Annotated in this window: 19 protein-coding genes; 4 read left to right on the top strand and 15 right to left on the bottom strand. The window is 72.2% G+C overall.

Annotation, left to right across the window (positions count from 1 at the left end):
- Window positions 1-2: 2 nt before the first annotated feature.
- The 6 genes from AC3AGO_RS06965 to fmt all read right to left on the bottom strand — a co-directional run bounded on the left by AC3AGO_RS06965 (window position 3) and on the right by fmt (window position 6270).
- Window positions 3-1223 (bottom strand): cation:proton antiporter, encoded by a 1221-nt coding sequence (locus tag AC3AGO_RS06965; RefSeq protein ID WP_487819246.1) that lies wholly within the window; start codon window positions 1221-1223, stop codon window positions 3-5.
- 55 nt (window positions 1224-1278) lie between these two features.
- On the bottom strand, window positions 1279-1758 hold the full coding sequence (locus tag AC3AGO_RS06970) for a cation:proton antiporter regulatory subunit (RefSeq protein ID WP_487819247.1): 480 nt from the start codon (window positions 1756-1758) through the stop codon (window positions 1279-1281).
- 123 nt (window positions 1759-1881) lie between these two features.
- Window positions 1882-2889, bottom strand: a complete 1008-nt coding sequence (locus AC3AGO_RS06975; RefSeq protein WP_487819248.1) for a sugar-binding transcriptional regulator — start codon at window positions 2887-2889, stop codon at window positions 1882-1884.
- A 166-nt stretch (window positions 2890-3055) separates the two neighbouring features.
- Entirely contained in the window at window positions 3056-3733 is a 678-nt protein-coding gene (gene rpe / locus AC3AGO_RS06980) for a ribulose-phosphate 3-epimerase (protein ID WP_487819249.1), read from the bottom strand.
- A gap of 62 nt (window positions 3734-3795) precedes the next feature.
- Window positions 3796-5136, bottom strand: a complete 1341-nt coding sequence (locus tag AC3AGO_RS06985; protein ID WP_487819250.1) for an RsmB/NOP family class I SAM-dependent RNA methyltransferase — start codon at window positions 5134-5136, stop codon at window positions 3796-3798.
- Window positions 5137-5322: 186 nt separating this feature from the next.
- On the bottom strand, window positions 5323-6270 hold the full coding sequence (gene fmt / locus AC3AGO_RS06990) for a methionyl-tRNA formyltransferase (RefSeq protein ID WP_487819251.1): 948 nt from the start codon (window positions 6268-6270) through the stop codon (window positions 5323-5325).
- Window positions 6271-6528: 258 nt separating this feature from the next.
- Here fmt and AC3AGO_RS06995 point away from each other — a divergent pair, with 258 nt between their 5' ends.
- Window positions 6529-7146, top strand: a complete 618-nt coding sequence (locus AC3AGO_RS06995) for a hypothetical protein (protein WP_487819252.1) — start codon at window positions 6529-6531, stop codon at window positions 7144-7146.
- Window positions 7147-7248: 102 nt separating this feature from the next.
- Here the strand turns inward: AC3AGO_RS06995 and AC3AGO_RS07000 are convergent, their stop codons facing one another.
- Complete coding sequence (locus AC3AGO_RS07000; RefSeq protein ID WP_487819253.1) at window positions 7249-8649, bottom strand: SLC13 family permease; 1401 nt, start codon at window positions 8647-8649, stop codon at window positions 7249-7251.
- Window positions 8650-8763: 114 nt separating this feature from the next.
- The gene (locus AC3AGO_RS07005; RefSeq protein WP_487819254.1) at window positions 8764-9576 is read right to left on the bottom strand and encodes an IclR family transcriptional regulator; all 813 of its coding nucleotides are present in this window, start codon (window positions 9574-9576) and stop codon (window positions 8764-8766) included.
- 95 nt (window positions 9577-9671) lie between these two features.
- Here AC3AGO_RS07005 and AC3AGO_RS07010 point away from each other — a divergent pair, with 95 nt between their 5' ends.
- Together AC3AGO_RS07010 and AC3AGO_RS07015 are read left to right on the top strand one after the other, a co-directional pair.
- Window positions 9672-10841 (top strand): pyridoxal-phosphate-dependent aminotransferase family protein, encoded by a 1170-nt coding sequence (locus tag AC3AGO_RS07010; RefSeq protein ID WP_487819255.1) that lies wholly within the window; start codon window positions 9672-9674, stop codon window positions 10839-10841.
- A 162-nt stretch (window positions 10842-11003) separates the two neighbouring features.
- Window positions 11004-13922, top strand: a complete 2919-nt coding sequence (locus tag AC3AGO_RS07015; protein ID WP_487819256.1) for an FAD-binding and (Fe-S)-binding domain-containing protein — start codon at window positions 11004-11006, stop codon at window positions 13920-13922.
- 281 nt (window positions 13923-14203) lie between these two features.
- On the opposite strand, the gene AC3AGO_RS07020 is transcribed toward AC3AGO_RS07015, so the two are convergent.
- Both AC3AGO_RS07020 and AC3AGO_RS07025 read right to left on the bottom strand, forming a co-directional pair.
- On the bottom strand, window positions 14204-16387 hold the full coding sequence (locus tag AC3AGO_RS07020; protein ID WP_487819257.1) for a primosomal protein N': 2184 nt from the start codon (window positions 16385-16387) through the stop codon (window positions 14204-14206).
- Between the two features lie 55 nt (window positions 16388-16442).
- Window positions 16443-16862, bottom strand: coding sequence for an HIT family protein (locus AC3AGO_RS07025; protein WP_487819258.1), 420 nt, complete (start codon window positions 16860-16862; stop codon window positions 16443-16445).
- 240 nt (window positions 16863-17102) lie between these two features.
- Here AC3AGO_RS07025 and AC3AGO_RS07030 point away from each other — a divergent pair, with 240 nt between their 5' ends.
- Window positions 17103-17879 carry a VOC family protein gene (locus AC3AGO_RS07030; RefSeq protein ID WP_487819259.1) on the top strand — a complete coding sequence of 259 codons (777 nt, stop codon included), beginning with the start codon at window positions 17103-17105 and terminating at the stop codon, window positions 17877-17879.
- A 230-nt stretch (window positions 17880-18109) separates the two neighbouring features.
- Here the strand turns inward: AC3AGO_RS07030 and metK are convergent, their stop codons facing one another.
- The 5 genes from metK to mihF form a co-directional block, all read right to left on the bottom strand.
- Entirely contained in the window at window positions 18110-19321 is a 1212-nt protein-coding gene (gene metK, locus AC3AGO_RS07035) for a methionine adenosyltransferase (protein WP_487819260.1), read from the bottom strand.
- 264 nt (window positions 19322-19585) lie between these two features.
- Window positions 19586-20836 carry a bifunctional phosphopantothenoylcysteine decarboxylase/phosphopantothenate--cysteine ligase CoaBC gene (coaBC, locus tag AC3AGO_RS07040; protein ID WP_487819261.1) on the bottom strand — a complete coding sequence of 417 codons (1251 nt, stop codon included), beginning with the start codon at window positions 20834-20836 and terminating at the stop codon, window positions 19586-19588.
- A 211-nt stretch (window positions 20837-21047) separates the two neighbouring features.
- Window positions 21048-21335, bottom strand: a complete 288-nt coding sequence (gene rpoZ / locus AC3AGO_RS07045) for a DNA-directed RNA polymerase subunit omega (RefSeq protein ID WP_487819262.1) — start codon at window positions 21333-21335, stop codon at window positions 21048-21050.
- Window positions 21336-21394: 59 nt separating this feature from the next.
- Window positions 21395-21991, bottom strand: coding sequence for a guanylate kinase (gmk, locus tag AC3AGO_RS07050; protein WP_487819263.1), 597 nt, complete (start codon window positions 21989-21991; stop codon window positions 21395-21397).
- Window positions 21992-22087: 96 nt separating this feature from the next.
- Window positions 22088-22411: an integration host factor, actinobacterial type gene (mihF, locus tag AC3AGO_RS07055; protein ID WP_487819264.1), complete on the bottom strand. Its 324-nt coding sequence runs from the start codon at window positions 22409-22411 to the stop codon at window positions 22088-22090.
- Between the last annotated feature and the right edge of the window lie 167 nt (window positions 22412-22578).

Here is a 22578-nt window from a genome sequence, read left to right on the forward strand (position 1 = left end):
GCTCAGCGCTGTGCGGGCGCCTCCGCGGTCCCGGTGGCCGGTGCCGCGGAGTCCTGCGTCTTGTCGCGGCCCAGCAGACGGCGGCCGGCCTCCACGGCGGGCGCGGTCCAACGGGCGGTGAGCGGCCCGGCGATGACCATCAGCAGCACGTACGCGGTGGCGAGCGGGCCTATTCTCGGTTCGGTGCTCACGGCGAGCCCGGCGATGACGATGGAGAACTCGCCGCGCGCGACGAGCGCGCCGCCGGCCCGCAGCCGGCCCCGTGAACTGATGCCGGCCCGCCGTGCCGCGTACCAGCCGGTGACGGTCTTCGTGACGATGGTGACGACGGCCAGCAGCAGGGCGGGCAGCAGCACCGGGGGTATCTCCGCCGGGTTGGTGTGCAGCCCGAAGAAGACGAAGAAGATCGCCGCGAACAGGTCGCGCAGCGGCGTCAGCAGGGCCCGCGCGCTCTTCGCCGTCTCCCCGGACAGGGCGATGCCCACCAGGAACGCGCCGACGGCGGCGGACACTTGGAGCTTCTGCGCGATGCCCGCCACCAGCAGCGTCAGGCCCAGCACGACGAGCAGCACCATCTCCGGCACCTCGGAGCTGACGGCACGGCTGATGATCCGGCCGTGCCGCAACGCCGCGTACAGCACGAGGCCGACGGTGCCCAGTGCGATGAGCAGGGTGACGCTGCCGCCCGCGAGTCCCGCACCGGCCAACAGCGCTGTCAGCAGCGGGAGATAGACGGCCATGGAGAGGTCCTCCATGACGAGGACGCCCAGGATGACGGGTGTCTCGCGGTTGCCCAGCCGGCGCAGTTCGGTGAGCACCTTGGCGATCACGCCGGAGGAGGAGATCCAGGTGACGCCCGCGAGCGCGACACAGGCGGCGGGTCCCCAGCCGAGCAGCATGCCGGCCAGCGCACCGGGGGTGGCGTTGAGCAGGAAGTCGACGATGCCGGACGGGTATTGGGTGCGCAGGCTGGTGACCAGCTCGGACGCGCTGTACTCCAGGCCGAGCAGCAGCAGGAGCAGGATGACCCCGATCTCGGAGCCGACCTCGATGAACTCCTCGCTGGCGTTCAGCGGGAAGATGCCGCCCTGTCCGAACGCGAGGCCGCCCAGCAGATAGAGCGGGATGGGCGACATGCCGATCCGGCCCGCGAAGCGGCCCACGAGGCCGAGGCCGAGAATCACGGCACCCAGCTCGATCAGGAGGACGGTGGAGTCGTGCACGGTGCTGCCCTGCCCCTTCTCTGTCTTCCGGCCCGGACCTCCCCGATCCGCGGCCCTAGACGCCGCTGATCATACGGGTCAGCTCGTCGACGCCCTCCCGGGTCCCCACCACGACCAGCGAATCCCCCGCCTCCAGGCGGAAGTCGGGCGTCGGCGAGGGCACGGGGCCGGTACGCCGCAGCACGGCCACGATGGACGCGCCGGTGAGCGTACGGGCCCGGGTGTCGCCCAGCGGACGGCCCCGGTACGGGGACTGCCGGGTGATCGCGATGCGTTCGGTGACGAGGTCGATGTCCAAGTCACCTGTACCGAGGCTGTCGTCGGTGCGCTGCGGTACGAGGAGGTCCGCGAGCGAGGCCGCCTCGTCCGGGTCGAGCGGCACGGTGCCCTGGCAGGCGTCCGGGTCCTCCGGCCGGTAGAAGCCCACGAAACGGCGTCCGTCCTGGTGGGCGACGACGGAGATGTGCTTCCCCGCCCGCGTGACGATGTCGTACTGGGTGCCGACTCCGGGCAGCGGGGTGCGCTCCGTGGTCATGGCTGCCTGTCCCTCCTGAGGCGGTGTGCGCGATACGTGTACCGGACTGCGGCACGGCGCGGCCGTCCCCGTCCGCCTCTCGGCGGAACCGGGCAACGGCCGCGACAAAGCGTGGCGGACGGGTCAGACGCCGTCCGGATCCGCCCTCTCCAGCGCGGGTTTGGGCCCGGGGCCCATCTCCTGCAGCAGGAAGTCGGCGGCGGCGGTGTCGGTCACCAGGCTGGTGACGAGGCCGGAGCGGAGCACCGCTCCGATGGCGCCGGCCTTGCGCTGGCCGCCCGCGATGGCGACCACCTCGGGGATGCGGCGCAGCCGTTCGGCCTCGACGGTGATGCAGCGCTCGCCCAGGTCCCGGCCGATGCGGCGGCCCTCGGCGTCGAAGAGGTGCGCGGACATCTCGGCGGCGACGCCGAGCGAGGAGTAGTGCTCGCGCTCGGTGTCGCTGAGCATGTCGTGCACCGTGGAGATGCCCGGCTCCCAGGAGCCGATGGACACGGCGGCCACCGTCACCTTGTCGAAGTACTCGAAGGCGCGGGAGATGCCGGTCTGGCTGCGCAGCGCGGCGGCGGTGGACGGGTCGGGCAGCAGCATCGGCGCGTAGATCGGGTGCGCCTCGCCGCCGGCGACCTCGGCGGCGCGCCGTACGGCCTCGACGGAGCCGCGGTCGGCGGTGCCGGCGTCGTACACCCCGGTCAGCTGGACCACGGTGCAGGGCGGCAACTGCCGCAGCGCGGTGGCCATATGGATGGTCGAGCGGCCCCAGGCGAGGCCGAGCACGTCCCCGTCGGTGACGAGTTCGCCGAGCAGGTCGGCGGCGACCTCGCCGAGGTTCTCCGGGTCGGCGCCGTCGTCCGCGGTCTCGTCCTCCGCGGGGGTGGACGACGGGGACTCGACGACGACGACATGCCGCAGCCCGTATCGGGCGCGGAGCGCGTCGGAGCGCTCGGCGTCCAGCTCAGCAGGGACCCGGATGTCGATCCGGACCAGGTCACGCTCGAGAGCGGTCTCCAGCACCCGCGCCACCTTGAAGCGGCTCACCCCGAACTCGTCGGCGATCTGGATCTTCGACTTTCCCTCGAGGTAGAAACGGCGTGCCATCGCCGCCGCCTGCATGAGCTCGGCGGGTCCCATTCGCGTGGTCCGACCCGACGACACCGCACTCACCTCACTGTCCTACGTATGTGCGCCGCAGCGCTGGGCGTTCATCCTCGCAGATCCGGCGTGACCTTGATCCCACTCGTGCACGGTGCACCCATGGCGTACGTGCGGTGGAGCGGGAAAGGCGCGCCGGGGACGGTCAGTGGGCGCAGCCCGCGCGCCGGCCCGCCTCCTCGGCCTGCTTGCGCAGTGAGCGTACGGCGGCCGCGGGGTCGTCCGCCCCGTACACGGCGGAACCGGCCACGAAGACGTCCGCGCCGGCCTCCGCGCACCGCTCGATCGTGGACTGCGAGACCCCGCCGTCGACCTGGAGCCACATCTGCAGACCGTGCTTCGCGATCAGCTGCCGGGTCCGGCGGATCTTGGGCAGCATGATGTCCAGGAACGCCTGACCGCCGAAGCCCGGCTCCACCGTCATGATCAGCAGCATGTCCAGCTCGGGCAGCAGATCCTCGTACGGCTCGACGGGCGTGCCGGGCTTGAGCGCCATCGAGGCGCGCGCCCCCTTCGCCTTGATCTCCCGCGCGGTGCGCACCGGCGCCGCGGCGGCCTCGGCGTGGAAGGTGACCGAGGAGGCGCCGGCCTCCACGTACTGCGGGGCCCAGCGGTCCGGGTCCTCGATCATCAGATGGCAGTCCAGCGGGGTGTCCGTGGCCTTGTGCAGCGCGTCCACGACCGGGACGCCGAGCGTCAGGTTCGGCACGAAGTGATTGTCCATCACATCGACGTGCAGCCAGTCCGCGCCCTCCACCGCCTTCGCCTCGTCGGCCAGGCGCGCGAAGTCGGCGGACAGAATGCTGGGATTGATCTGAGCCATGGCTCCAGTATCTCGCTTCGTCTTCGGAACGGATCGGGCGGTCGGGGCGCTGCCGGGCGCGGTCAGACGGGCCTGCGCAGCAGCGCGAGGTACATGGCGTCGGTGCCGTGCCGGTGCGGCCACAGCTGTACGTCGGGCCCGTCACCGAGGTCGGGTACCCCGGGCATCAGGGGCCGTGCGTCGAGGAGTTCGGCGCCGGTCTCCTCGCGCAGCGCGTCGACGACGTCGCGGGTCTCGGCCAGGTGCGGCGAGCAGGTGGCGTAGCCGACCACGCCGCCGGGCCGCACCGAGTTCAGTGCCTCGCGCAACAGGCCGCGCTGCAGCGGCGCGAAGCCGTCCAGGTCCCCGGGGCGGCGCCGCCAGCGCGCCTCGGGGCGGCGGCGCAGGGCGCCGAGTCCCGTGCAGGGCACGTCGACCAGCACGCGGTCGAAGCTGCCCGCGCGCCATGCGGGGCGGGTGCCGTCGGCGGTGACGACCTGGTACGGGCCGGGGTTGCCGGCCAGCGAGCGGGCCACGAGTTCGGCGCGGTGCTGCTGCTTCTCCGCGGCCAGCAGCGCCGCACCGCGCTGCGCGGCGAGCGCGGCGAGCAGCGCGGCCTTGCCGCCGGGGCCCGCGCAGGCGTCCAGCCACTTGCCGTCCGGCCCCTCCAGGGGCGCGTTCGCGAGGGCGAGCGCCACGAGCTGGCTGCCCTCGTCCTGCACTCCGGCCCGGCCCTCGCGGACGGCGTCCACCGCGCCGGGCTCGCCGCCCTCGGAGAGCCGCACCGCGTACGGCGACCACAGTCCGGGCTCGGCCTCCCCGGTCAGCAGCTCCTCCGCGGTGCTGCGGCCGGGGCGGGCGACGAGGGTGACGGCGGGGCGTTCGTTGTCGGCGGCGAGCAGCTCCTCGATGCCGGTGCGGCCGCCGCCGAGCGCGTCCCACAGCGCGGAGACGATCCAGCGCGGGTGCGCGTACCGGACGGCGAGGTGCTCCTCGGCGTCCTCGTCGTACGGCGGCGCCACCCGGTCCAGCCAGCCGTCGAGGTCGTCCCGCGAGATCTTGCGCAGGACGGCGTTCACGAACTTGGCGCGCCCGTCGCCGACGACAGCGCGCGCGAGGTCGACGGTGGCGGACACCGCGGCGTGCGTGGGGATGCGGGTGCCGAGCAACTGGTGGGCGCCCAGGGAGAGTACGTCCAGCACGGGCGGGTCGATGTCGCGCAGCGGCCGGTCGGTGCAGTCGGCGATGACCGCGTCGTACGTGCCCTGCCGGCGCAGCGTCCCGTACACCAGCTCGGTGGCGAGCGCCGCGTCCCGCGCGTCGAAGTTCCCCTTGTCGCGGGCCTTCCGCAGCAGCGGGGGCAGGACGAGGTTCGCGTACGCGTCCCGTTCGTCCACGGCCCGCAGCGCCTCGTAGGCGAGCATGCGGACGGGGTCTTTCCGGGGGCGTGCGGGGCGGTGCGGCCGAGTGCTCACGAGAAAAGGTGCTCCGGTACGAAGATGACGTCCCCCCAGCGTACGCCCCGCACGCCGGCGCCCGGCCGCGGCCGGGCCCAGTCCTGCCCGCTCAGTCCTGCCCGCTCAGGCCTGCACCGCTCAGCCCTGCGCCGCTCAGCCCTGCGCCGCGCCGTCCAGCCGCTCGCCGTCGGCGACGCGGACGCCGCGTGCCCAGTCCGCCGCCGGCATCGGCTTCTTGCCCTGCGGCTGCACCCACTCCAGGGCGACCGCGTGCGAACCGGTGCCCACGTGCACGGAGTTCTTGGTCGCCGCGAGCTCGCCGGGGGCCAGTCCGTCGCCGTGGTCGGGCGCCGGGGACAGCGTGCGCACCTTGAGCCGCTCGCCGCGGAACTCCGTCCAGGCGCCGGGTGCGGGCGTGCAGCCGCGCACGACCCGGTCGACGCGCAGCGCGGGCGCCGTCCAGTCGATGCGGGCGTCCTCGACGGTGAGCTTCGGCGCGACGGACACGCCCTCCTCGGACTGCGGCACGGCCTGCAGGCTGCCGTCCTCGATGCCGTCCATGGTCGCGGTGAGCAGCCCGGAGCCGGCGAAGGCGAGCCGGGTCAGCAGGTCGCCGCTGGTGTCGGTGGACCGCACCTCCTCGGTGAGCACCCCGTACACCGGTCCGGAGTCCAGGCCCTCCTCGATCTGGAAGGTCGTCGCGCCGGTCATCTCGTCGCCGGCGAGCAGCGCGTGCTGCACGGGGGCCGCGCCGCGCCACGCGGGCAGCAGCGAGAAGTGCAGGTTGACCCAGCCGTGCCGCGGCACGTCCAGCGCGACGCGCGGCAGCAGCGCCCCGTACGCGACGACGGGGCAGCAGTCGGGGGCGATCTCCCGCAGCCGGTCGAGGAATTCGGGGTCCTTGGGCTTCGCGGGCTTGAGCACCTCGATGCCCTCCTCGGCCGCGCGCTGCGCGACGGGGCTGGGTACGAGGTGACGGCCGCGTCCTGCGCGCGCGTCGGGCCGCGTGACGACGGCCGCGACCTCGTGCCGCCCGGAGGCGAGCAGGGCGTCGAGGGCGGGTACGGCGACCTCGGGGGTGCCGGCGAAGACGAGCCTCATCGGTGGCGAACTACCTCTCAGGAACTTGCGGTACCGCGGCGCGGACGGACGGGGCGGAGTCGGAAGCCGCCAGTTTACGGTCGGTCAGGCCCCTGTGCCCGAGGGGGCGTACGGGTTGTCGCGCGCCCCATGGCGCCCTGCTCGCGCCCCCATTGCGTGACCAGAGGGACCGTTATGGCGTTGGTCAAGGGAGATTGACCGAAAAAGGGCCGCACAGTGGCCCCGACCTCTATACGCCGGTTCGAGAGGCTTGTGTTCATGGCCGACCACGCAACCCACGACGCCCAGGCGAGGGCCAGCCTGCACCTCCTGGTGCGGGACATCGAACGGGTCCGGCGGCAGGTGGACGCGTTGCGTACGCTCACCGCCCAGCTCGGCAACGTCTACCGCCCGCGGCGCACCGGCCCGTCCGCGGGCTTCGTCGTGTACGGGCGCGCGCCCGCGCCCACCGTCCGGCTCGCGCAGGAGCTGCGGGACAGCGTCGAGACCCTGGTGACGGCCGCGGTCGACTTCGACCGTTCGCTCGGCTTCTCCTGGGACGCGGTCGGTTCGGCGCTGGGCGTCACCAAGCAGGCGGTGCACCGCCGTTACGGCTCGCGGCGCGGTACGGTCCGGGAGTCCGTACACGACGGCGACGGGACCGTGAACCGGCTCGACGCCCCGGCCGCGCCCGCCGCCACGGGCCCGTCCGGCGCTCCGCGCTCCCCGTCCGGACTGCCGCAGCAGCCCTCGGTCCCGGCGGCCCGCTCGATGCCGGGCCTCCCGACGGCGCCCGCCGCTCCTGCGCCTCCCGCCGCGCCCGGTGTGCCGGCCGAGCGGCCGGCGGCCGCGCAGGACCCCTGGCCCGGGGTGCTCCCCGGCCCCCGCAACGGCTGACCCCTCCACGGCCGTTGCGCTCCACCGCCCGGCCCGCTCTCGCGGCGGCCGGGCGGTGGTGTGCGCCGGGCGGCGGGTGCGCGGGCGGCCGGACGATGCGTCTCACCGCCAGCCGGGGGTCACGAACAGCGACCAGGTCACGAGCGGCGCGAGCACCGCCATGCTCATGCTCCACCGCATCAACGTACGGAAGATCCGGTCGCGTTCGTCGTCCGGCGAGTTCGCGGTGACGAGCGCACCGCTGGTGGAGAACGGCGAGGAGTCCACCACCGACGAGGACAGCGCCAGCGCGATGACCATGCCGACCGCGCCGACGTGCCCGCCGAGCAGGAACGGCACGGCGAGCGGGATGACGGCGCCGAGGATGCCGGTGGTCGACGCGAAGGCCGAGACGACCGCGCCGATGAAGCAGATCAGCAGCGCGCCCAGCAGCGGCGCGTCGATGGCCGCGACGCGTTCGCCGAGGAAGTCGATGGTGCCGATGCGCTCCATGAGGCTGACGAAGGTGACGATGCCGCACACCAGCAGCACCGTCGACCAGGCGCACTTGTCGACGGCGCCCTCGGCCGACTTGGGCGACACCAGCGAGAGGACAACGGCGACGGACAGCGCCGTCAGACCCACGTCCAGGTCAAAGAAGAGCGAACCGGCGACGACACCGAGCAGCCCGAGAAGGGTCAGGACGCGCGGCATGTCGAGCGTCAACCGCTCCTCGCCGCGCGGCACTTCGGCGACAGCGGTGAGCACGGCGGTGCCACCGTCCGGTGCGGTCCGCGTGGTGACGGGCGCGGTGCCGCCGGCACCCGTACCGGCCGGGCCCGGCTGCGCGGGCACGCCGTCCGTACCACCCGCGGTTTCCGTTCCCCCGGCCGATTCCGTTCCGAGGACTTCGCGCTTTCCGATGAGGGAGCGGCCGCCGAAAAGGAGGAAAGCCACCGCACTGAGCAGCAGATTGAAGAGGAAGGTACACAGGAACAGCAGTCCGGGACTTCCCGGAAGGTCGTTGGAGGCGACCACTCCGTTGGTGATGGAACCGTAGATGCTGATCGGCGAGAATCCGCCGCCCGCCGCTCCGTTGACGATGAGTAGCCCCATGAGGACGGGGTGGATTCCGCACCGCCTGGCGAATCCCATGCCGATCGGCGCGATGATCGCGACGGCCGCGGGGACCACCGCTCCGACGGCCGTGAGCACGGCAGTGACCAGGAACATCACCCACGGCACCAGGGCCACTCTGCCGCCGACCATGCGGATGGAGACCTGTACGAGCCAGTCGACGGTGCCGTTGTTCCGGGCGATGGCGAACAGGAACGTGACGCCGACGAGCACCACGAAGAGATCTCCGGGAAATCCCTTGAAGAGGTCGTCGGCGGATTCTCCGACAAACGCCGTACCCACGATGAAGGCGGCCACGATGGCCAGTGCACCCATGTGCACACGGAAGATCGTGGCGACGGTGAATACGAGTACCAGGCCGATGATGGAAATGACTTGATCTGACACGAGGCACCTTTACCTTCGGTCGACAGTCGTTTTCCTTGAAACACTGGACTGACCGCTTGCGGATTGCCGTCCGCGCGCAATGGGATGGAAGTGTGCGGGCGCCCCGACGCACCGTCAAGGGGTGCTGTCCCAGGGCCTGTTGAGCCCCTCCGGCCCCCGTACGCCGCCTCCGGCGCGGCTCCGCGGGCCGCCCAGCGCGGCGCTCACAGCGGCAGCGCCCTCCCGTACGAGCGCTCCGTGCGCAGAGCGGCTGTCCTCCGTCGTTCTGCTGGTCGGGACGTTGATGCTGATGCTCGCCGCGGGCCGGCCCGAGCCGTCCAGCACGGCCGCCGCCACGGCGGAGACGTCGTCGTTCCACTCGCCGCCGTTGACCGCGTAGCCGCGCTCCCGGATCGCGGCGAGTTCGGCCCGCAGGCTCTCCTCGTCGACGACGGTGGTATCGGTGAGCTGCGGCAGGCCCGCCGCCAGCAGCCGCTCCAGCACTTCCGGCGGCGACACGGCGAGCACCGCCTTGCCGTTCGCCGAGGCGTGCAGCGGCAGTTGCTTGCCCAGCGGCAGGCTGATCCGCACCGGCTGGTCCGTCTCCAACCGTTCGATGAGCACGACCCGGCCGGTGTCCGGCACGGTCAGATGCACCGTCTCGCCGCTGCGCCGCCGCAGGTCCTCCATCACCGGAACGGCCACGTCGCGCAGGCTCAACTCGCCGCTGGCGCGCCGCCCGACGTGCAGCGCCTTCGTCGTCACCGCCCAGCGCGTGGTGCCGCTGCCGCCCGCCTCGCGTATCCAGCCGGCGGCCTCCAGCGTGCGCAGCGCGCGCTGCGCCGAACTCTTGGGAACGTCCAGCGCACGGGCCAGTTCGGCGACTCCCGCCGGCTGCCGTTCAGCGACCTCTTCGAGCATTCGCAGCGCGTTCAGCACGTTCTGCATGCCTTGACCCCTCCCCGGTACGGTTCTACTCTCCGCGTGCCATCTTACGAAATGCGTGCCGTGACACGGCACAACTTCGAGGGGAGCACGGCCCGTTGACCCTCCGCACCGGACGTCACTTCCTGCAGATCCCCGGCCCCACGAACGTCCCCGACCGGGTGCTGCGCGCCATGGCCGCACCCACCATCGACCACCGCGGACCCGAGTTCGCCGACCTGACGCGGCGTCTGCTCCCGGCTCTGCGCCCCGTGTTCGGCACCCGCGACGCACCCGTGGTGATCTACCCCGCCTCCGGGACCGGCGCCTGGGAGGCAGCGCTCGTCAACACCCTCAGCCCCGGCGACCGCGTACTGGGCTTCGAGACCGGCCACTTCGCCACCCTGTGGAGGGACCTCGCCCTCTCCCTCGGCCTGCAGGCCGACCTCGTCCCCGGCGACTGGCGGCACGGCGCCGACCCGGACGAACTGGCCCGCCGGCTGGCGGCCGACACCGAGCACACCGTCAAGGCCGTCTGCGTCGTGCACAACGAGACCTCCACCGGCGTCACCAGCCGCATCCCCGAACTGCGGCGCGCCCTCGACGAGTCGGGCCATCCGGCGCTGCTGCTCGTCGACACGATCTCCTCACTCGGCTCGATCGACTACCGGCACGACGAGTGGGGCGTCGACGTCACCGTCGCCGGCTCGCAGAAGGGGCTGATGCTGCCGCCCGGGCTGAGCTTCAACGCGATCAGCGACAAGGCGCTCGCCGCCTCCCGCGACGCCACGCTCCCCCGGTCGTACTGGGACTGGGCGCAGATCATCGACGCCAACGAGCGCGGCTGGTTCCCGTACACCCCCGCCACGAACCTGCTGTTCGGGCTCGAAGAAGCGCTCGGCATGCTGCACGACGAGGGGCTGCCCGCCGTGTTCGCACGGCACGCCCGGCACGCGGCGGCGACCCGCGCCGCCGTCCACGGCTGGGGACTCGACGTGCTGTGCGCCGACGAACGGGAACACTCCGGCTCGCTCACCGCCGTCCTGATGCCCGAGGGCCAGGACGCAGACGCCGTACGGAAGACCGTGCTGGAACGCTTCGACATGTCCCTCGGCACCGGCCTGGGCAGGCTGTCGGGCCGCGTCTTCCGCATCGGCCACCTGGGCCACTTCAACGACCTGACCCTCGCCGGAACCCTGTCCGGAGTCCAGATGGGCCTCCAACTGACAGGCGTCCCGGTCAAGTCCGGAGGCGTGGAAGCAGCGCTGAGAGTCCTCTCCACGACGTAAGGGAGCAAGGGGCGCGGGGAACGGCGCGAAACAGGGGCGCGGGGAACTGCGCACCCCCACCCGACCACAGCGCAACCGCACCCACCCGAAAAGGGGCGCGGGGAACTGCGCAACCCGGCCCGACCACGTCGCAAACCGCACAGGGAAGAGGAGCCGCCCCACATGGCCACAGCCACCCCGCCCCTGGCCACAACACTGCGCGACACGATGGACGGCGAGGTCCGCGACGACGACTACACCCGCCACCTCTTCTCCCGCGACGCGAGCATGTACGCGATCACCCCCACCACCGTGGCCTTCCCCCGCCACGCGGAAGACGTCCAGGCCGCCGTACAGGCCGCGGCCGAGCACGGGGTCACCGTCACCGCCCGCGGCGCCGGCACCAGCCTCGCGGGCCAGACCACGGGCGCGGGCCTGATCCTGGACATGTCCCGGCACATGCACCGCATCCTCGAACTCGACCCGGAAGCCCGTACCGCGCTGGTCGAACCGGGCGTCGTACAGGACCAGTTGAACCGCGCCGCCGCCGCGCACGGGCTGATGTTCGGCCCAGACACCTCCACCAGCAACCGCGCCACCCTCGGCGGCATGATCGGCAACAACTCGGCCGGCAGCGGCTCACTGCGGCACGGCATGACCATCGACCACGTCCGCGAACTCGACGTGGTGCTCGCCGACTCGACCACCGCACACCTGGCGCCGCGCACCGAGGCCGAACGCGCCCGCCGCGCCGCCGAGGACACCCTCGAAGGCCGCATCCACCGCGCCCTCCCCGGCCTCGTGCGCGACAACGCCGACGCCATCGCCACCGGCTTCCCCGACTTCTGGCGCCGCGCCTGCGGCTACCGGCTCGACCGGCTCCCCCAACCCGGCTCCGCCGACGCCCCGTTCGACCTCGCCCGCTTCCTGACCGGCTCCGAGGGCACCCTCGCGCTGACCACCCGCGCCCTCGTCGGCCTCGTGCCGAAGCCCGCCCGTACGGTCATCGCCGTAGGCCACTTCACCTCCGTACCCGGCGCGATCGCCGCCACCGAGGACGCCCTCTCCTGCGATCCGGCGGCCGTCGAGCTGATGGACCGGACGATCCTCGACCTGTCCCGGCAGAAGATCGAGTACGCCTCGCTCGGCACCCACCTCGAAGGCTCTCCCGAGGCGCTGCTCTTCGTCAGCTTCAGCGGCGACGACGAGGCCGAACTCCTGGGCCGCCTCCAGCAGTTGACCTCCCTGTGGAAGCGGCACCACCACGGCTATCACACCCTGGAAGCCGTCACCCCGGCCCAGCAGTCGGCCCTGCTGAAGGTCCGCAAGGCAGGTCTCGGGCTGCTGATGTCGGCCAGCGAGGGCACGAAACGGCCGCTGGCCTTCGTCGAGGACACCGCCGTCGACCCGGCCCGACTGGCCGACTACACCCGGGAGTTCAAGGACATCCTCGACACGCACGGGCTCACGGCCGGCTTCTACGGCCACTGCTCCGTGGGCTGTCTGCACATCCGCCCGTTCGTCGACCTCGCCGCCCCGGAACAGATCGCGACGATGCGGAAGGTCGCCGAGGAGATCAAGGACCTGGTGCGCCGGCACGGCGGCGTCAACTCCAGTGAGCACGGCGACGGTCTGGCCCGCAGCGAGTTCAACCGGGACATCTTCGGCGACCAGTTGTACGAGGCGATGCGCCAGGTCAAGGGCGTCTTCGACCCCGAGGGGCGGCTCAACCCCGGAAAGATCGTGGACGCCCCCGCGATGACCGACAATCTCCGCGACGCCGCCCTGCCACCCGCCCCTCCGCTGCGTACCCGGCTCGACTTCGAGGTCGTGGGCGGCATGCGGGGCGCGGCGGACCGCTGCATGAACATCGGGCTGTGCCGCAAGAGCGACACCGGCGCCATGTGCCCCTCGTACATGGCGACCAAGGACGAGGAACACTCCACCCGCGGCCGGGCCAACGCACTCGTCAAGGCACTGTCCGAACCCGATCCGCAGCGCGCCCTCGGCGACGAACGGCTGCACGACATCCTCGACTTGTGCCTCATGTGCAAAGCGTGCAAGAGCGAATGCCCGCTCGGCGTCGACATGGCGGCCCTCAAGTCCGAGACCCTCGCCCAGCACCACGACGCGCACGGCACCCCGCTCCGCTCCCGCCTCTTCGGCGCCATCCGCCTCCTCAACCGGCTCGGCTCAGCGACCGCCCCGCTCTCCAACCTCCCCGCCCGGCTGCCCGTGCTCCGCCGCCTCCTGGAGCGCCGCCTCGGCATCACCGCGGCCCGCCCGCTGCCCGTCTTCGCCCGTACGAACCTGCTGCGCTGGCACCGCCGCCGTACGGCCCCCACGGCCGCCGCCGACGGCCCGGGCACGGTCACCTTCCTCGCCGACTCCTTCACGACGTTCACCGAGCCGGACATCGGCAAGGCCGCCATCGGCCTCCTCGAACGCGCGGGCTGGACCGTACGGTTGGAGAGCGGCGGCTGCTGCGGACGCGCCGGCATCTCCAAGGGCCTTCTCGACGACGCCAAGAACCAAGCCGCCGATCTGGCACGCCGCCTCACCGGAGAAGCACCCCCCGACTCCCCCATCACCGGCTGCGAACCCTCCTGCCTCATGACGCTGCGCGACGAACACCGCGCGCTGCTCCCCGACGACCCGGCGGTCGCGGACGTGGCGGGCCGCGTACGGCAGGTCGAGGAACTCCTCACCGAGGCCATCGACGACGGCCGCCTCGTGCTGCGCGCGGACAGCCCCCTGGCCGGCCGCCGCCTCCTCTTCCACGGCCACTGCCACCAGAAGGCCGAGGTCGGCACGGCCGCCACCATGGAACTCCTGCGCCGCATCCCCGGCGCGGAAGTCGTCGAACTCGACGCGGGCTGCTGCGGGATGGCCGGCTCCTTCGGCTTCGAGGCCGAGCACTACGACCTGTCGATGACCGTCGGCCGCGACCGCCTCTTCCCCGCGGTGGAGGCCGAACCCCCGGACACCCTCGTCGTCGCCACGGGAGTCTCCTGCCGCCAACAAATAACCCACGCCACAACCAGAAAAACCCACCACCCACTCCAACTGCTAACCCAAACGCTGAGCCCCGCCACCACGTAACCGCTTCTGCGCTGTGGGCAGCTCTGCGCCAGGGGCTTCCCCACCCCCGTTCTGCGCTGTGGGCAGTCCGCGCCAGGAGCTTCCCACCCGTTCTGCGCTGTGGGCAGTCTGCGCCAGGGGCGCAGGGTGGGCACAGCGCAGCAAGGGGCGCGGGGAACTGCGCAATCCACACGCGGACCGCAGCCGCCCGCTCCCGGTAAGGGGCGCGGGGAACTGCGCAGAACGCACAGCGCAAGCCGCACCCCCACACGCAACGCACCGCACAGCGCGAGCGCACCCCCTCACCCGATATCCGGCGGATCAATCCGCAAATGCACCGCCGCCCCCTCCCGCCGGGCAAGCCGCGCCACCTGCGCCGTCTTCAGCGCCGCGGCCAACGCCGCCCCCGACCCCGGCGGCACCCGCACAAGCGCCCGCTCCCACTGCTCCCCCGGCGGCGGATCCCCCGGCCGCCGCGGACGCCCGGCCGCCGCGACCGGCAGCGGCACAGGCCCCAACACCTCCGCATCGGACGGCAGTTCGGCCCGCGACAACAGCTCCGCCACCGCCTCCGGCGGCCCGCTCACCGCCGCCATCCGCGACACCGGAGGGAACCCCAGCTCGGCCCGCTCCGCCAGCTCCCGTACGGCGAACCCGGCAGGGTCCCACCGCACGAGCGCCTGCACAGGCCGCATGGACGGCTCCGCCACGATCACCACGGCACCACCGCCCGGCACATCGCCACCCCCCGCACGGCCGGGCTCCGCCCCCTGCCCCCGCACCAACGCCGCCGCGCTCAGCCACCGCCGCAGCGCCTCCTCACCCGCACGCAGGTCGGGCCGCCCCAGCAACGCCCACCCGTCCAGCAGCAGCGCCGCCGCGTAGCCCGGCCCCTCGGCGACGGGTTCGGCGCCCGGCGTGGACACGACGATCGAGGGCGCGTCGGGTACGGACTCCAGCACGTGGTCGCGCCCCGAGGTCCGTACCGGCACCGACGGGAAGGCGCGGCCCAGCTCCTCGGCCGTACGCCGCGCCCCGAACACCTGCCCCCGCAGCCGTACTCCGCCGCACTCGGCGCAGTGCCAGTCCGGCTCGGGCCGCGCGCACCAGCCACAATGCAGCTCCCCCGAGCTGCCCGTGGCCTCCAGCGGACCCGCGCAGTGCCGGCAGCGCGCCGGCTCCCGGCACCGTTCGCACGCCAGCCGCGGCACGTAGCCGCGACGCGGAACCTGCACGAGCACGGGCCCGTGCTCCAGCGCGTCCCGCGCCGTACGCCAGGCGACGCTCGGCAGCCGCGCGGTGCGCGCGGCACCGTCCCGCGCCTCGTCGCGGTCGTCGATCGTGTGTATCGCCGGCGCCGCCGTACGCAGCGTCTCCCGGCCCGCGGCAAGCGGCCCCGCCCAGCCGGTCTCCACCAGCTGCGCCGCCTCGACCGTGCAGCCGTGCCCGCCCAGCAGGAAACCGGCCTGCTCGGTGACGGCCCGCTGGAGCAGCACTTCACGGGCGTGCGGCTGAGGCGCGTGGTCGTCGCTGTGCGCGGAGTCGCCGTCCTCCCAGATGGCGGCCAGCCCCAAGTCCCGTACGGGGGCGAACATCGCGGCGCGCGTCCCGACCACGGCCCGTACGGATCCGCGGTTCACCGCGAGCCAGCGCGCGTACCGCTGCTCGGGGCCCGAATCGGCCGTCAGCAGCACATGGTGCCCCGTGCCCAGCAGCTCGGTCAGCGCACGGTCGACGCGCTGCGCCGCCCGCCCGTCGGGCAGTACGGCGAGCGCCCCGCGGCCCCCCGCGAGCGCCGCCGCCATCGCCCGCGCGAGCTCGTCGGGCCAGCCGGGACCGGGCAGCGCCGTCCACACGGCGCGCGGACTCTCGCCCCTGCCCAGCGCCTCCAGATACGCGGCCCCCTGCCCGTACCGCTCCCATCCGCCGGGCTCCGGCGCGGCCGGCACCGGCTGCGCGGGCGGCGACGCCTTCTTCTCCGCGCGCGCCATCCTGGGCGGCACCGCCAACTGCACGACGTCGGCGAGCGATCCGGCGTACCGGTCGGCCACCGCCCGGCACAGCCGCAGCAGCCGGGGCGTCAACACCGGCTCGGGGGACAGCACTTGCGCGATCGGCGCCAGCGCACCCGTGAAGTCGCTGTCCTCGCACCGCTCCACGATGAACCCGTTGATGAGCCGCCCGCCCTCGCGGCGCCCCTCCTTCTCCCCCGCCCCGAACCGGACCCGCACCCGCACTCCGGGCTGCGCGTCCTCGTCCATGGCGGCGGGCACCGCGTAGTCGAAGTACCGGTCCAGATGCAGCACGCCCTTGTCCACCAGGACCCGCGCCACCGGCCGCTCGGCGGCCGGCGCCACACCCCGCCACGTCCGCGGCTTCGCCTTCGGCGGCTTGCGCTTCCGCACGGTCTCCCGGATCAACGCCAGCTGCTCCGGCCCCTCCCCCTCCGACCCCGAGGCCCCACCCTGCCCGTTCTCGCTGCTCACAGCCCCAGTAATAACAGACCCCTACGACACCCACGCCGCCGCTCCACGTCCGCGCTCAGTCCGTCTCCCCCAGCGCTTCCCGTACGCGGGCGGCCACCGTCTCTGCTTCGGCCTCGTCCGGGTAGCGGGTGCGGGGCCAGAAGAAGCCGCGGAGTCCGTCCTTGCGGTTGCGGGGGACGATGTGGAAGTGGAGGTGGGGGACGGACTGGCTGACGCGGTTGTTCTCGGCGACGAAGGAGCCCGCCGCGTCCATGGCCCGCTCGACCGCGCCGGTCAGCCGCCGTACGCGGGTGAAGTAGGGGCCGACTTCCGCCTCGGGGAGGTCGGTGAGGGTCTCGACGTGCGCTCTCGGTACGGCGAGGACGTGGCCGGGGAACAGCGGGCGGGCGTCCAGGAAGGCCACCACGTGGTCGTCCTGGAAGACGCAGTGGGCGGTTTCCCGGCCGGCGATGATGTCGCAGAAGACGCAGTGCACGCCCCCCAGTAGAACTCCCCCGCGCCGTACGGCACATCCCGCGGCGCCGGCCCGCGCGAGCCGCGACACCCAGGCGCCCGGTCCCGTACCCGCCCGCGCCCCGTACACCGTGCGGGCCCCACCTCACCGGCGTACGTTCCCCGGAGAACCGGGAACCGGAGAACCGGAGAACCGGACATCGGAGAACCGGTCACCGAGGCAGCGGACCGCGGAACGAGTCACCGGAAGGACGACCGCAAGATGAAGATCACCGAACCTGTCGTCGGCGCCCCGTGCTGGGCCGAGCTGGGGACGACGGACACGAGCGGGGCCGGGGCGTTCTACGGGGAGCTGTTCGGCTGGCGGGTCGACGCCGATCCGAACCCGGAGGCCGGCGGGTACACGATGCTGATGCTGGAGGGCGACCCGGTCGCCGCCATGTCGCCGCTGTACCAGGAGGGGCGGCCCGTCGCGTGGACGTTCTCGGTCGCGGTGACGGACGCGGACGCGACGGCGCGTTCGGCGTCGGCGGCGGGCGGCTCGGTGCTCCAGGGGCCGATGGACGTCTTCGACTACGGCAGGTTCGCCGTGCTCGCCGACCCGGAGGGCGCGGTGTTCACGCTGTGGCAGCCCCGGACGTTCCGGGGCGCGGCGCGGATGGCCGAGCCGGGCTCGCTGTGCTGGGTGGAGCTGGCGACGCGGGACGCCGGCGCGGCGCAGACGTTCTACACGGAGGTGTTCGGCTGGCGCTCCACCGCGGGCGACGTGCCGGGGACGCCGCCGTACATCCAGGTCGGGCTCGGCGAGGAGCCGTTCGGCGGGATCTTCCCCGTACAGGGGACGCCGATGGAGGGGGCGCCGCCGCACTGGACGCTGTACTTCGGCGTCGACGACGTGGACGCGGCAGTGGAGAAGGCGGTACGGCTCGGCGGTACGTCGACGAATCCGCCGATGGACATTCCCGGTACGGGCCGCGTCGCCGGCCTCGCCGACCCGCAGGGCGGCACCTTTGCCGTGTACGCCCGCGAAGCCGGCTGACCGCGCGCCACGGAAGCGCCCCGTTCAGGAGCGCCCCGCATGGAAGCGCCGCACACAAGACAGACAGGCAGAAAAGGCCGAGGCCCGGCCGCCCCGTCGAAACGGGGCGGCCGGGCCTCGGCACTGCTGCTCCCCACGTCGGCGGTGGGCTGGTACCGCCTGCCGCGGAGGGCTGCTGAAACTGCTGATGCTTCCTGGGTTCCCGGGAAACCGGGAAGCGGGACTGCTCTTTAGAGGCCGACGGCCTTCTTCAGCGCGTCGACGCGGTCCGTCCGCTCCCAGGTGAAGTCCGGCAGCTCACGGCCGAAGTGGCCGTACGCGGCGGTCTTGGAGTAGATCGGACGCAGCAGGTCCAGGTCGCGGACGATCGCGGCCGGACGGAGGTCGAAGACGTCCGAGATGGCCTGCTCGATCTTGTCCACGTCGACCTTGGCGGTGCCGAAGGTCTCGACGAAGAGACCGACCGGCTCGGCCTTGCCGATCGCGTAGGCGACCTGCACCTCGCAGCGGCTGGCGAGGCCGGCCGCGACGACGTTCTTGGCGACCCAGCGCATCGCGTACGCGGCGGAGCGGTCGACCTTGGACGGGTCCTTGCCGGAGAAGGCACCGCCACCGTGGCGGGCCATGCCGCCGTAGGTGTCAATGATGATCTTGCGGCCGGTCAGACCGGCGTCACCCATCGGGCCACCGATCTCGAAGCGGCCGGTCGGGTTGATCAGCAGGCGGTAGCCCTCGGTCTCGAGCTTCAGGCCGTCCTCGTCGAGGAGGCGCTTGAGCTCCGGCTCCACGACGTACTCGCGGATGTCGGGCGCGAGCAGCGAGTCGAGGTCGATGTCGGCGGCATGCTGCGACGACACGACGACGGTGTCCAGGCGGACGGCCTTGTCGCCGTCGTACTCGATGGTGACCTGGGTCTTGCCGTCCGGGCGCAGGTAGGGAATCGTCCCGTTCTTGCGGACCTCGGACAGGCGCTCCGAGAGGCGCTGCGCGAGGGTGATCGGCAGCGGCATGTAGACCGAGGTGTCGTCGCAGGCGTAGCCGAACATCAGGCCCTGGTCGCCGGCGCCCTGCTTGTCGAGCTCGTCGTCGTCGCCCTCGACACGCTTCTCGTAGGCGGTGTCGACGCCCTGCGCGATGTCGGGCGACTGCGCGCCGATGGACTCGGAAACGCCGCAGGAGGCGCCGTCGAAGCCCTTCTTCGAGGAGTCGTAACCGATCTCCAGGATCTTGTTGCGCACGATCTTGGAAATAGGCGCGTAGGCCTGGGTCGTCACCTCGCCGGCCACGTGCACCAGGCCGGTGGTGATCATGGTCTCGACGGCGACCCGGGACTTCGGGTCCTCCTTCAGAAGCGCGTCGAGAATCGCGTCACTGACCTGGTCAGCGATCTTGTCAGGGTGACCCTCGGTCACAGATTCCGAGGTGAACAAGCGGCGGGACACATCGCTCCCTGTGGTTGCAGCGGCTGCTGGCTGAACAAAGGTGGACCGGCGAAGGGGCTGCGATCAAGACACGGCCCGAGCACGGTCCGTCGCCAGTCTATCCATCTCCACCCGCATCCAATCACGTCCACCGCGCCGAGGGCACGGGTACGACCTGCGCATCCTGCGCCAGCCCCGCACGAAGCCGACATGAAATCAACAACAAACCCCGGTCGCCGATGGCGATTTGTCAGGATCTGTCGGATGGCAATTTTTCACTGTCACTCACTGGACAGACGCGGGAAAACGGTGCGTGACCAGGTCCCAGACCGTGTCGGCGAGTGCCTCCTTCGGCCCGTGCGGCACCGGCGTCTCGCTGCCGTCAGCGCCGAGGACGACCGCTTCGTTCTCGTCCGACCCGAAAGTCTTGCTCTCGCCCACTTCGTTGACGACGAGCAAGTCGCACCCCTTTCGTGCGAGTTTGGCCCGGCCGTTGACGAGTACGTCGTTCGTCTCGGCCGCGAAGCCGACGATCACCTGCTCAGGCCGCGGACGGTCGGCGCAGATACCGGCGAGGATGTCGGGGTTGCGCACCAGGGACACCGGCTCCGGCTCCGCGCCGTCCTGCTTCTTGATCTTCCCGGTGGCGTACACGGCGGGCCGGAAGTCGGCCACGGCCGCGGCCATCACCACCGCGTCGGCGTCCGCGGCGGCCTTCACCAGGGCCTCCTGGAGCTGTACGGCGGTCCCGACCCGCACCGCGTCCACACCTGCGGGCGGGGGCAGTTCGCTGTTGGCGGTGACAAGTGTCACTCGCGCACCGCGCGCGACGGCCGTACGCGCCAGCGCGTAACCCTGTCTTCCCGTCGAGCGGTTGCCCAGGAACCGCACCGGGTCCAGCGGTTCACGCGTACCGCCCGCGGTCACCACCACGTGCCGCCCCGCCAGATCGGCGGCCGCGGTGCCGCGGTCCAGCACGCGCCGGCACGTCTCGAAGATCGCGCCGGGTTCCGGCAACCGCCCCTTGCCCGTGTCCACGCCGGTCAGCCGGCCGGAGTCCGGCTCGATGACCACGGCGCCGCGGCGGCGCAGCGTGGCGACGTTCTCCCGGGTGGCCGGGTGCTCCCACATCTCGGTGTGCATGGCGGGGGCGAAGACCACCGGACATCGGGCAGTCAGCAGCGTGTTGGTGAGCAGGTCATCGGCGAGCCCGTGGGCGGCCTTGGCCAGCATGTCGGCGGTCGCGGGCGCGACGACGACGAGGTCGGCCTCCTGTCCGATGCGGACGTGCGGGACCTCGTGCACCGCGTCCCACACCTCCGTCGCGACGGGCTTGCCGGACAGCGCCGACCAGGTCGGCTCGCCGACGAAGCGCAGCGCCGAGGCGGTGGGCACGACACGGACGTCGTGGCCGCTCTCGGTCAGCCGCCGCAGCAGCTCGCACGCCTTGTACGCGGCGATGCCGCCGCTCACTCCGAGGACGACCCGCGGCTTGTCGGACCGGCCCTCCGGCCGGGAACCGCGCTGCTGCTCCATCGCTCGCTCGCCTCTCCCCACGGCTGCAGGCCCGTGGATTCCGGTGGTTCGGATGCCGGTGAATTCGCATGCCGGTGCTTCGGATGCCGGGAGGAGCGCGGGCCCGGGGACCCCGCCACGTCCCGGTTTCTCACATGACACACCACGGGCCCGGCAGCCGCGCTGCCGGGCCCGTGGTGTGCGGTGCTTCGTGTACCCCTGCGGGTCCGCCTTACTGGAGGGCGGAGCCGACGGGCGGGGCCTCGACGGCCTCGGAGGTCAACAGGCCCGCGTTGATCTCGCGGAGCGCGATCGAGAGCGGCTTCTCGTGGACGTGGGTGTCCACCAGGGGGCCGACGTACTCGAGCAGGCCCTCACCGAGCTGCGAGTAGTACGCGTTGATCTGGCGCGCGCGCTTGGCGGCGTAGATCACGAGGCTGTACTTCGAGTCGGTGGCCTCGAGCAGCTCATCAATCGGCGGGTTGATGATGCCCTCGGGCGTCGTGATGGAAGAGGACACGCTCTGCCTTCCGGAGGGTGGATCGAGATCTGTTCGGCTGACCGGATCAGGTTGATCAGTCAGTCAATTCGCATCAAGGCTAGCAGTTCGGCGCTGACCCCCTCGACGGAGGTGTTGACCAGGGTGGTGTCGAACTCCGCCTCGGCGGCCAATTCGGTACGGGCCGCCTCCAGCCGGCGCTCGATCACCTCGGGGGCCTCTGTCCCGCGGCCGGTGAGGCGGCGGACCAGTTCGTCCCAGCCCGGCGGGGCCAGGAAGACCAGCCGGGCTTCCGGCATGGCCTCCCGTACGAGCCGGGCGCCCTGGAGATCGATCTCCAGGAGCACCGGCTCGCCCTGCTCCAGGTGCTCGAGCACCGCCTGGCGGGGCGTGCCGTAGCGGTTGCCGGCGAATTCGGCCCACTCCAGCAGCTCGCCGTTGGCGATGAGCTTGTCGAACTCCTCGTCGTCCACGAAGAAGTACTGCACCCCGTGGGTCTCGCCGGGCCGCGGCTTGCGGGTGGTGGCGGAGACGGAGAGCCATACTTCCGGGTGGGCCTTGCGCATGTGCGCGACGACCGTGCTCTTGCCGACCCCGGAGGGGCCGGAGAGCACGGTCAGGCGCGGTGTGCCAACCGGGGGTTCGGGGGTCGCCCCCCGGGAGACTGCGGTACTCATGCAGCGATTATCCCGGTTCTCAGGAGTGCGTTGCCACCACGGGCCGGCGGACCCTTACGGCCCGCCGGGGCCCGCAACTGGCGGACTCGCGGCGGTCTACGCGTTCGTGCTTCCGAACTCGCGCTCCAGGGCGGCGATTTGGTTGGAGCCGAGGCCGCGCACACGGCGGCTCTCGGAGATCCCGAGACGCTCCATGATCTGCTTGGCGCGGACCTTGCCCACGCCGGGGAGCGACTCGAGCAGGGCGGAGACCTTCATCTTGCCGATGACATCGTTCTCCTGGCCCTGCTTGATGACCTCGTGGAGGGTAGCGCCGGAGTGCTTCAGCCGGCTCTTGACCGCAGCACGCTCCCGGCGAGCCGCGGCGGCCTTGTCGAGCGCGGCTGCGCGCTGTTCAGGGGTTAGGGGCGGAAGAGCCACGCCTACGTCACCTCGGATGTCGAACTGTCGGATATGGATCGGAGAGGAACCTAGTAGCCCCGCAGGCTGCGGAGCAACGAGCAACGCAGCTGTGCGCGGTGCTCTCGACGGAGACTAGCGGGCATGAGGCTCAGAGTCAGCGAGAACAGGCGAAAAGTCCTGGTCAG

It is taken from the genome of Streptomyces sp. BL1, assembly GCF_057628045.1.

Excerpts from the sequence above, each read along its gene's own strand:
- AC3AGO_RS06970 (WP_487819247.1), bottom strand. The coding sequence starts at position 1,758 with ATGACCACGGAGCGCACCCCGCTGCCCGGAGTCGGCACCCAGTACGAC.
- AC3AGO_RS06975 (WP_487819248.1), bottom strand. The coding sequence starts at position 2,889 with ATGGGACCCGCCGAGCTCATGCAGGCGGCGGCGATGGCACGCCGTTTC.
- rpe (WP_487819249.1), bottom strand. The coding sequence starts at position 3,733 with ATGGCTCAGATCAATCCCAGCATTCTGTCCGCCGACTTCGCGCGCCTG.
- AC3AGO_RS06985 (WP_487819250.1), bottom strand. The coding sequence starts at position 5,136 with ATGCTCGCCTACGAGGCGCTGCGGGCCGTGGACGAACGGGACGCGTAC.
- fmt (WP_487819251.1), bottom strand. The coding sequence starts at position 6,270 with ATGAGGCTCGTCTTCGCCGGCACCCCCGAGGTCGCCGTACCCGCCCTC.
- AC3AGO_RS06995 (WP_487819252.1), top strand. The coding sequence starts at position 6,529 with ATGGCCGACCACGCAACCCACGACGCCCAGGCGAGGGCCAGCCTGCAC.
- AC3AGO_RS07005 (WP_487819254.1), bottom strand. The coding sequence starts at position 9,576 with ATGCAGAACGTGCTGAACGCGCTGCGAATGCTCGAAGAGGTCGCTGAA.
- AC3AGO_RS07015 (WP_487819256.1), top strand. The coding sequence starts at position 11,004 with ATGGCCACAGCCACCCCGCCCCTGGCCACAACACTGCGCGACACGATG.
- AC3AGO_RS07030 (WP_487819259.1), top strand. The coding sequence starts at position 17,103 with ATGAAGATCACCGAACCTGTCGTCGGCGCCCCGTGCTGGGCCGAGCTG.
- coaBC (WP_487819261.1), bottom strand. The coding sequence starts at position 20,836 with ATGGAGCAGCAGCGCGGTTCCCGGCCGGAGGGCCGGTCCGACAAGCCG.
- gmk (WP_487819263.1), bottom strand. The coding sequence starts at position 21,991 with ATGAGTACCGCAGTCTCCCGGGGGGCGACCCCCGAACCCCCGGTTGGC.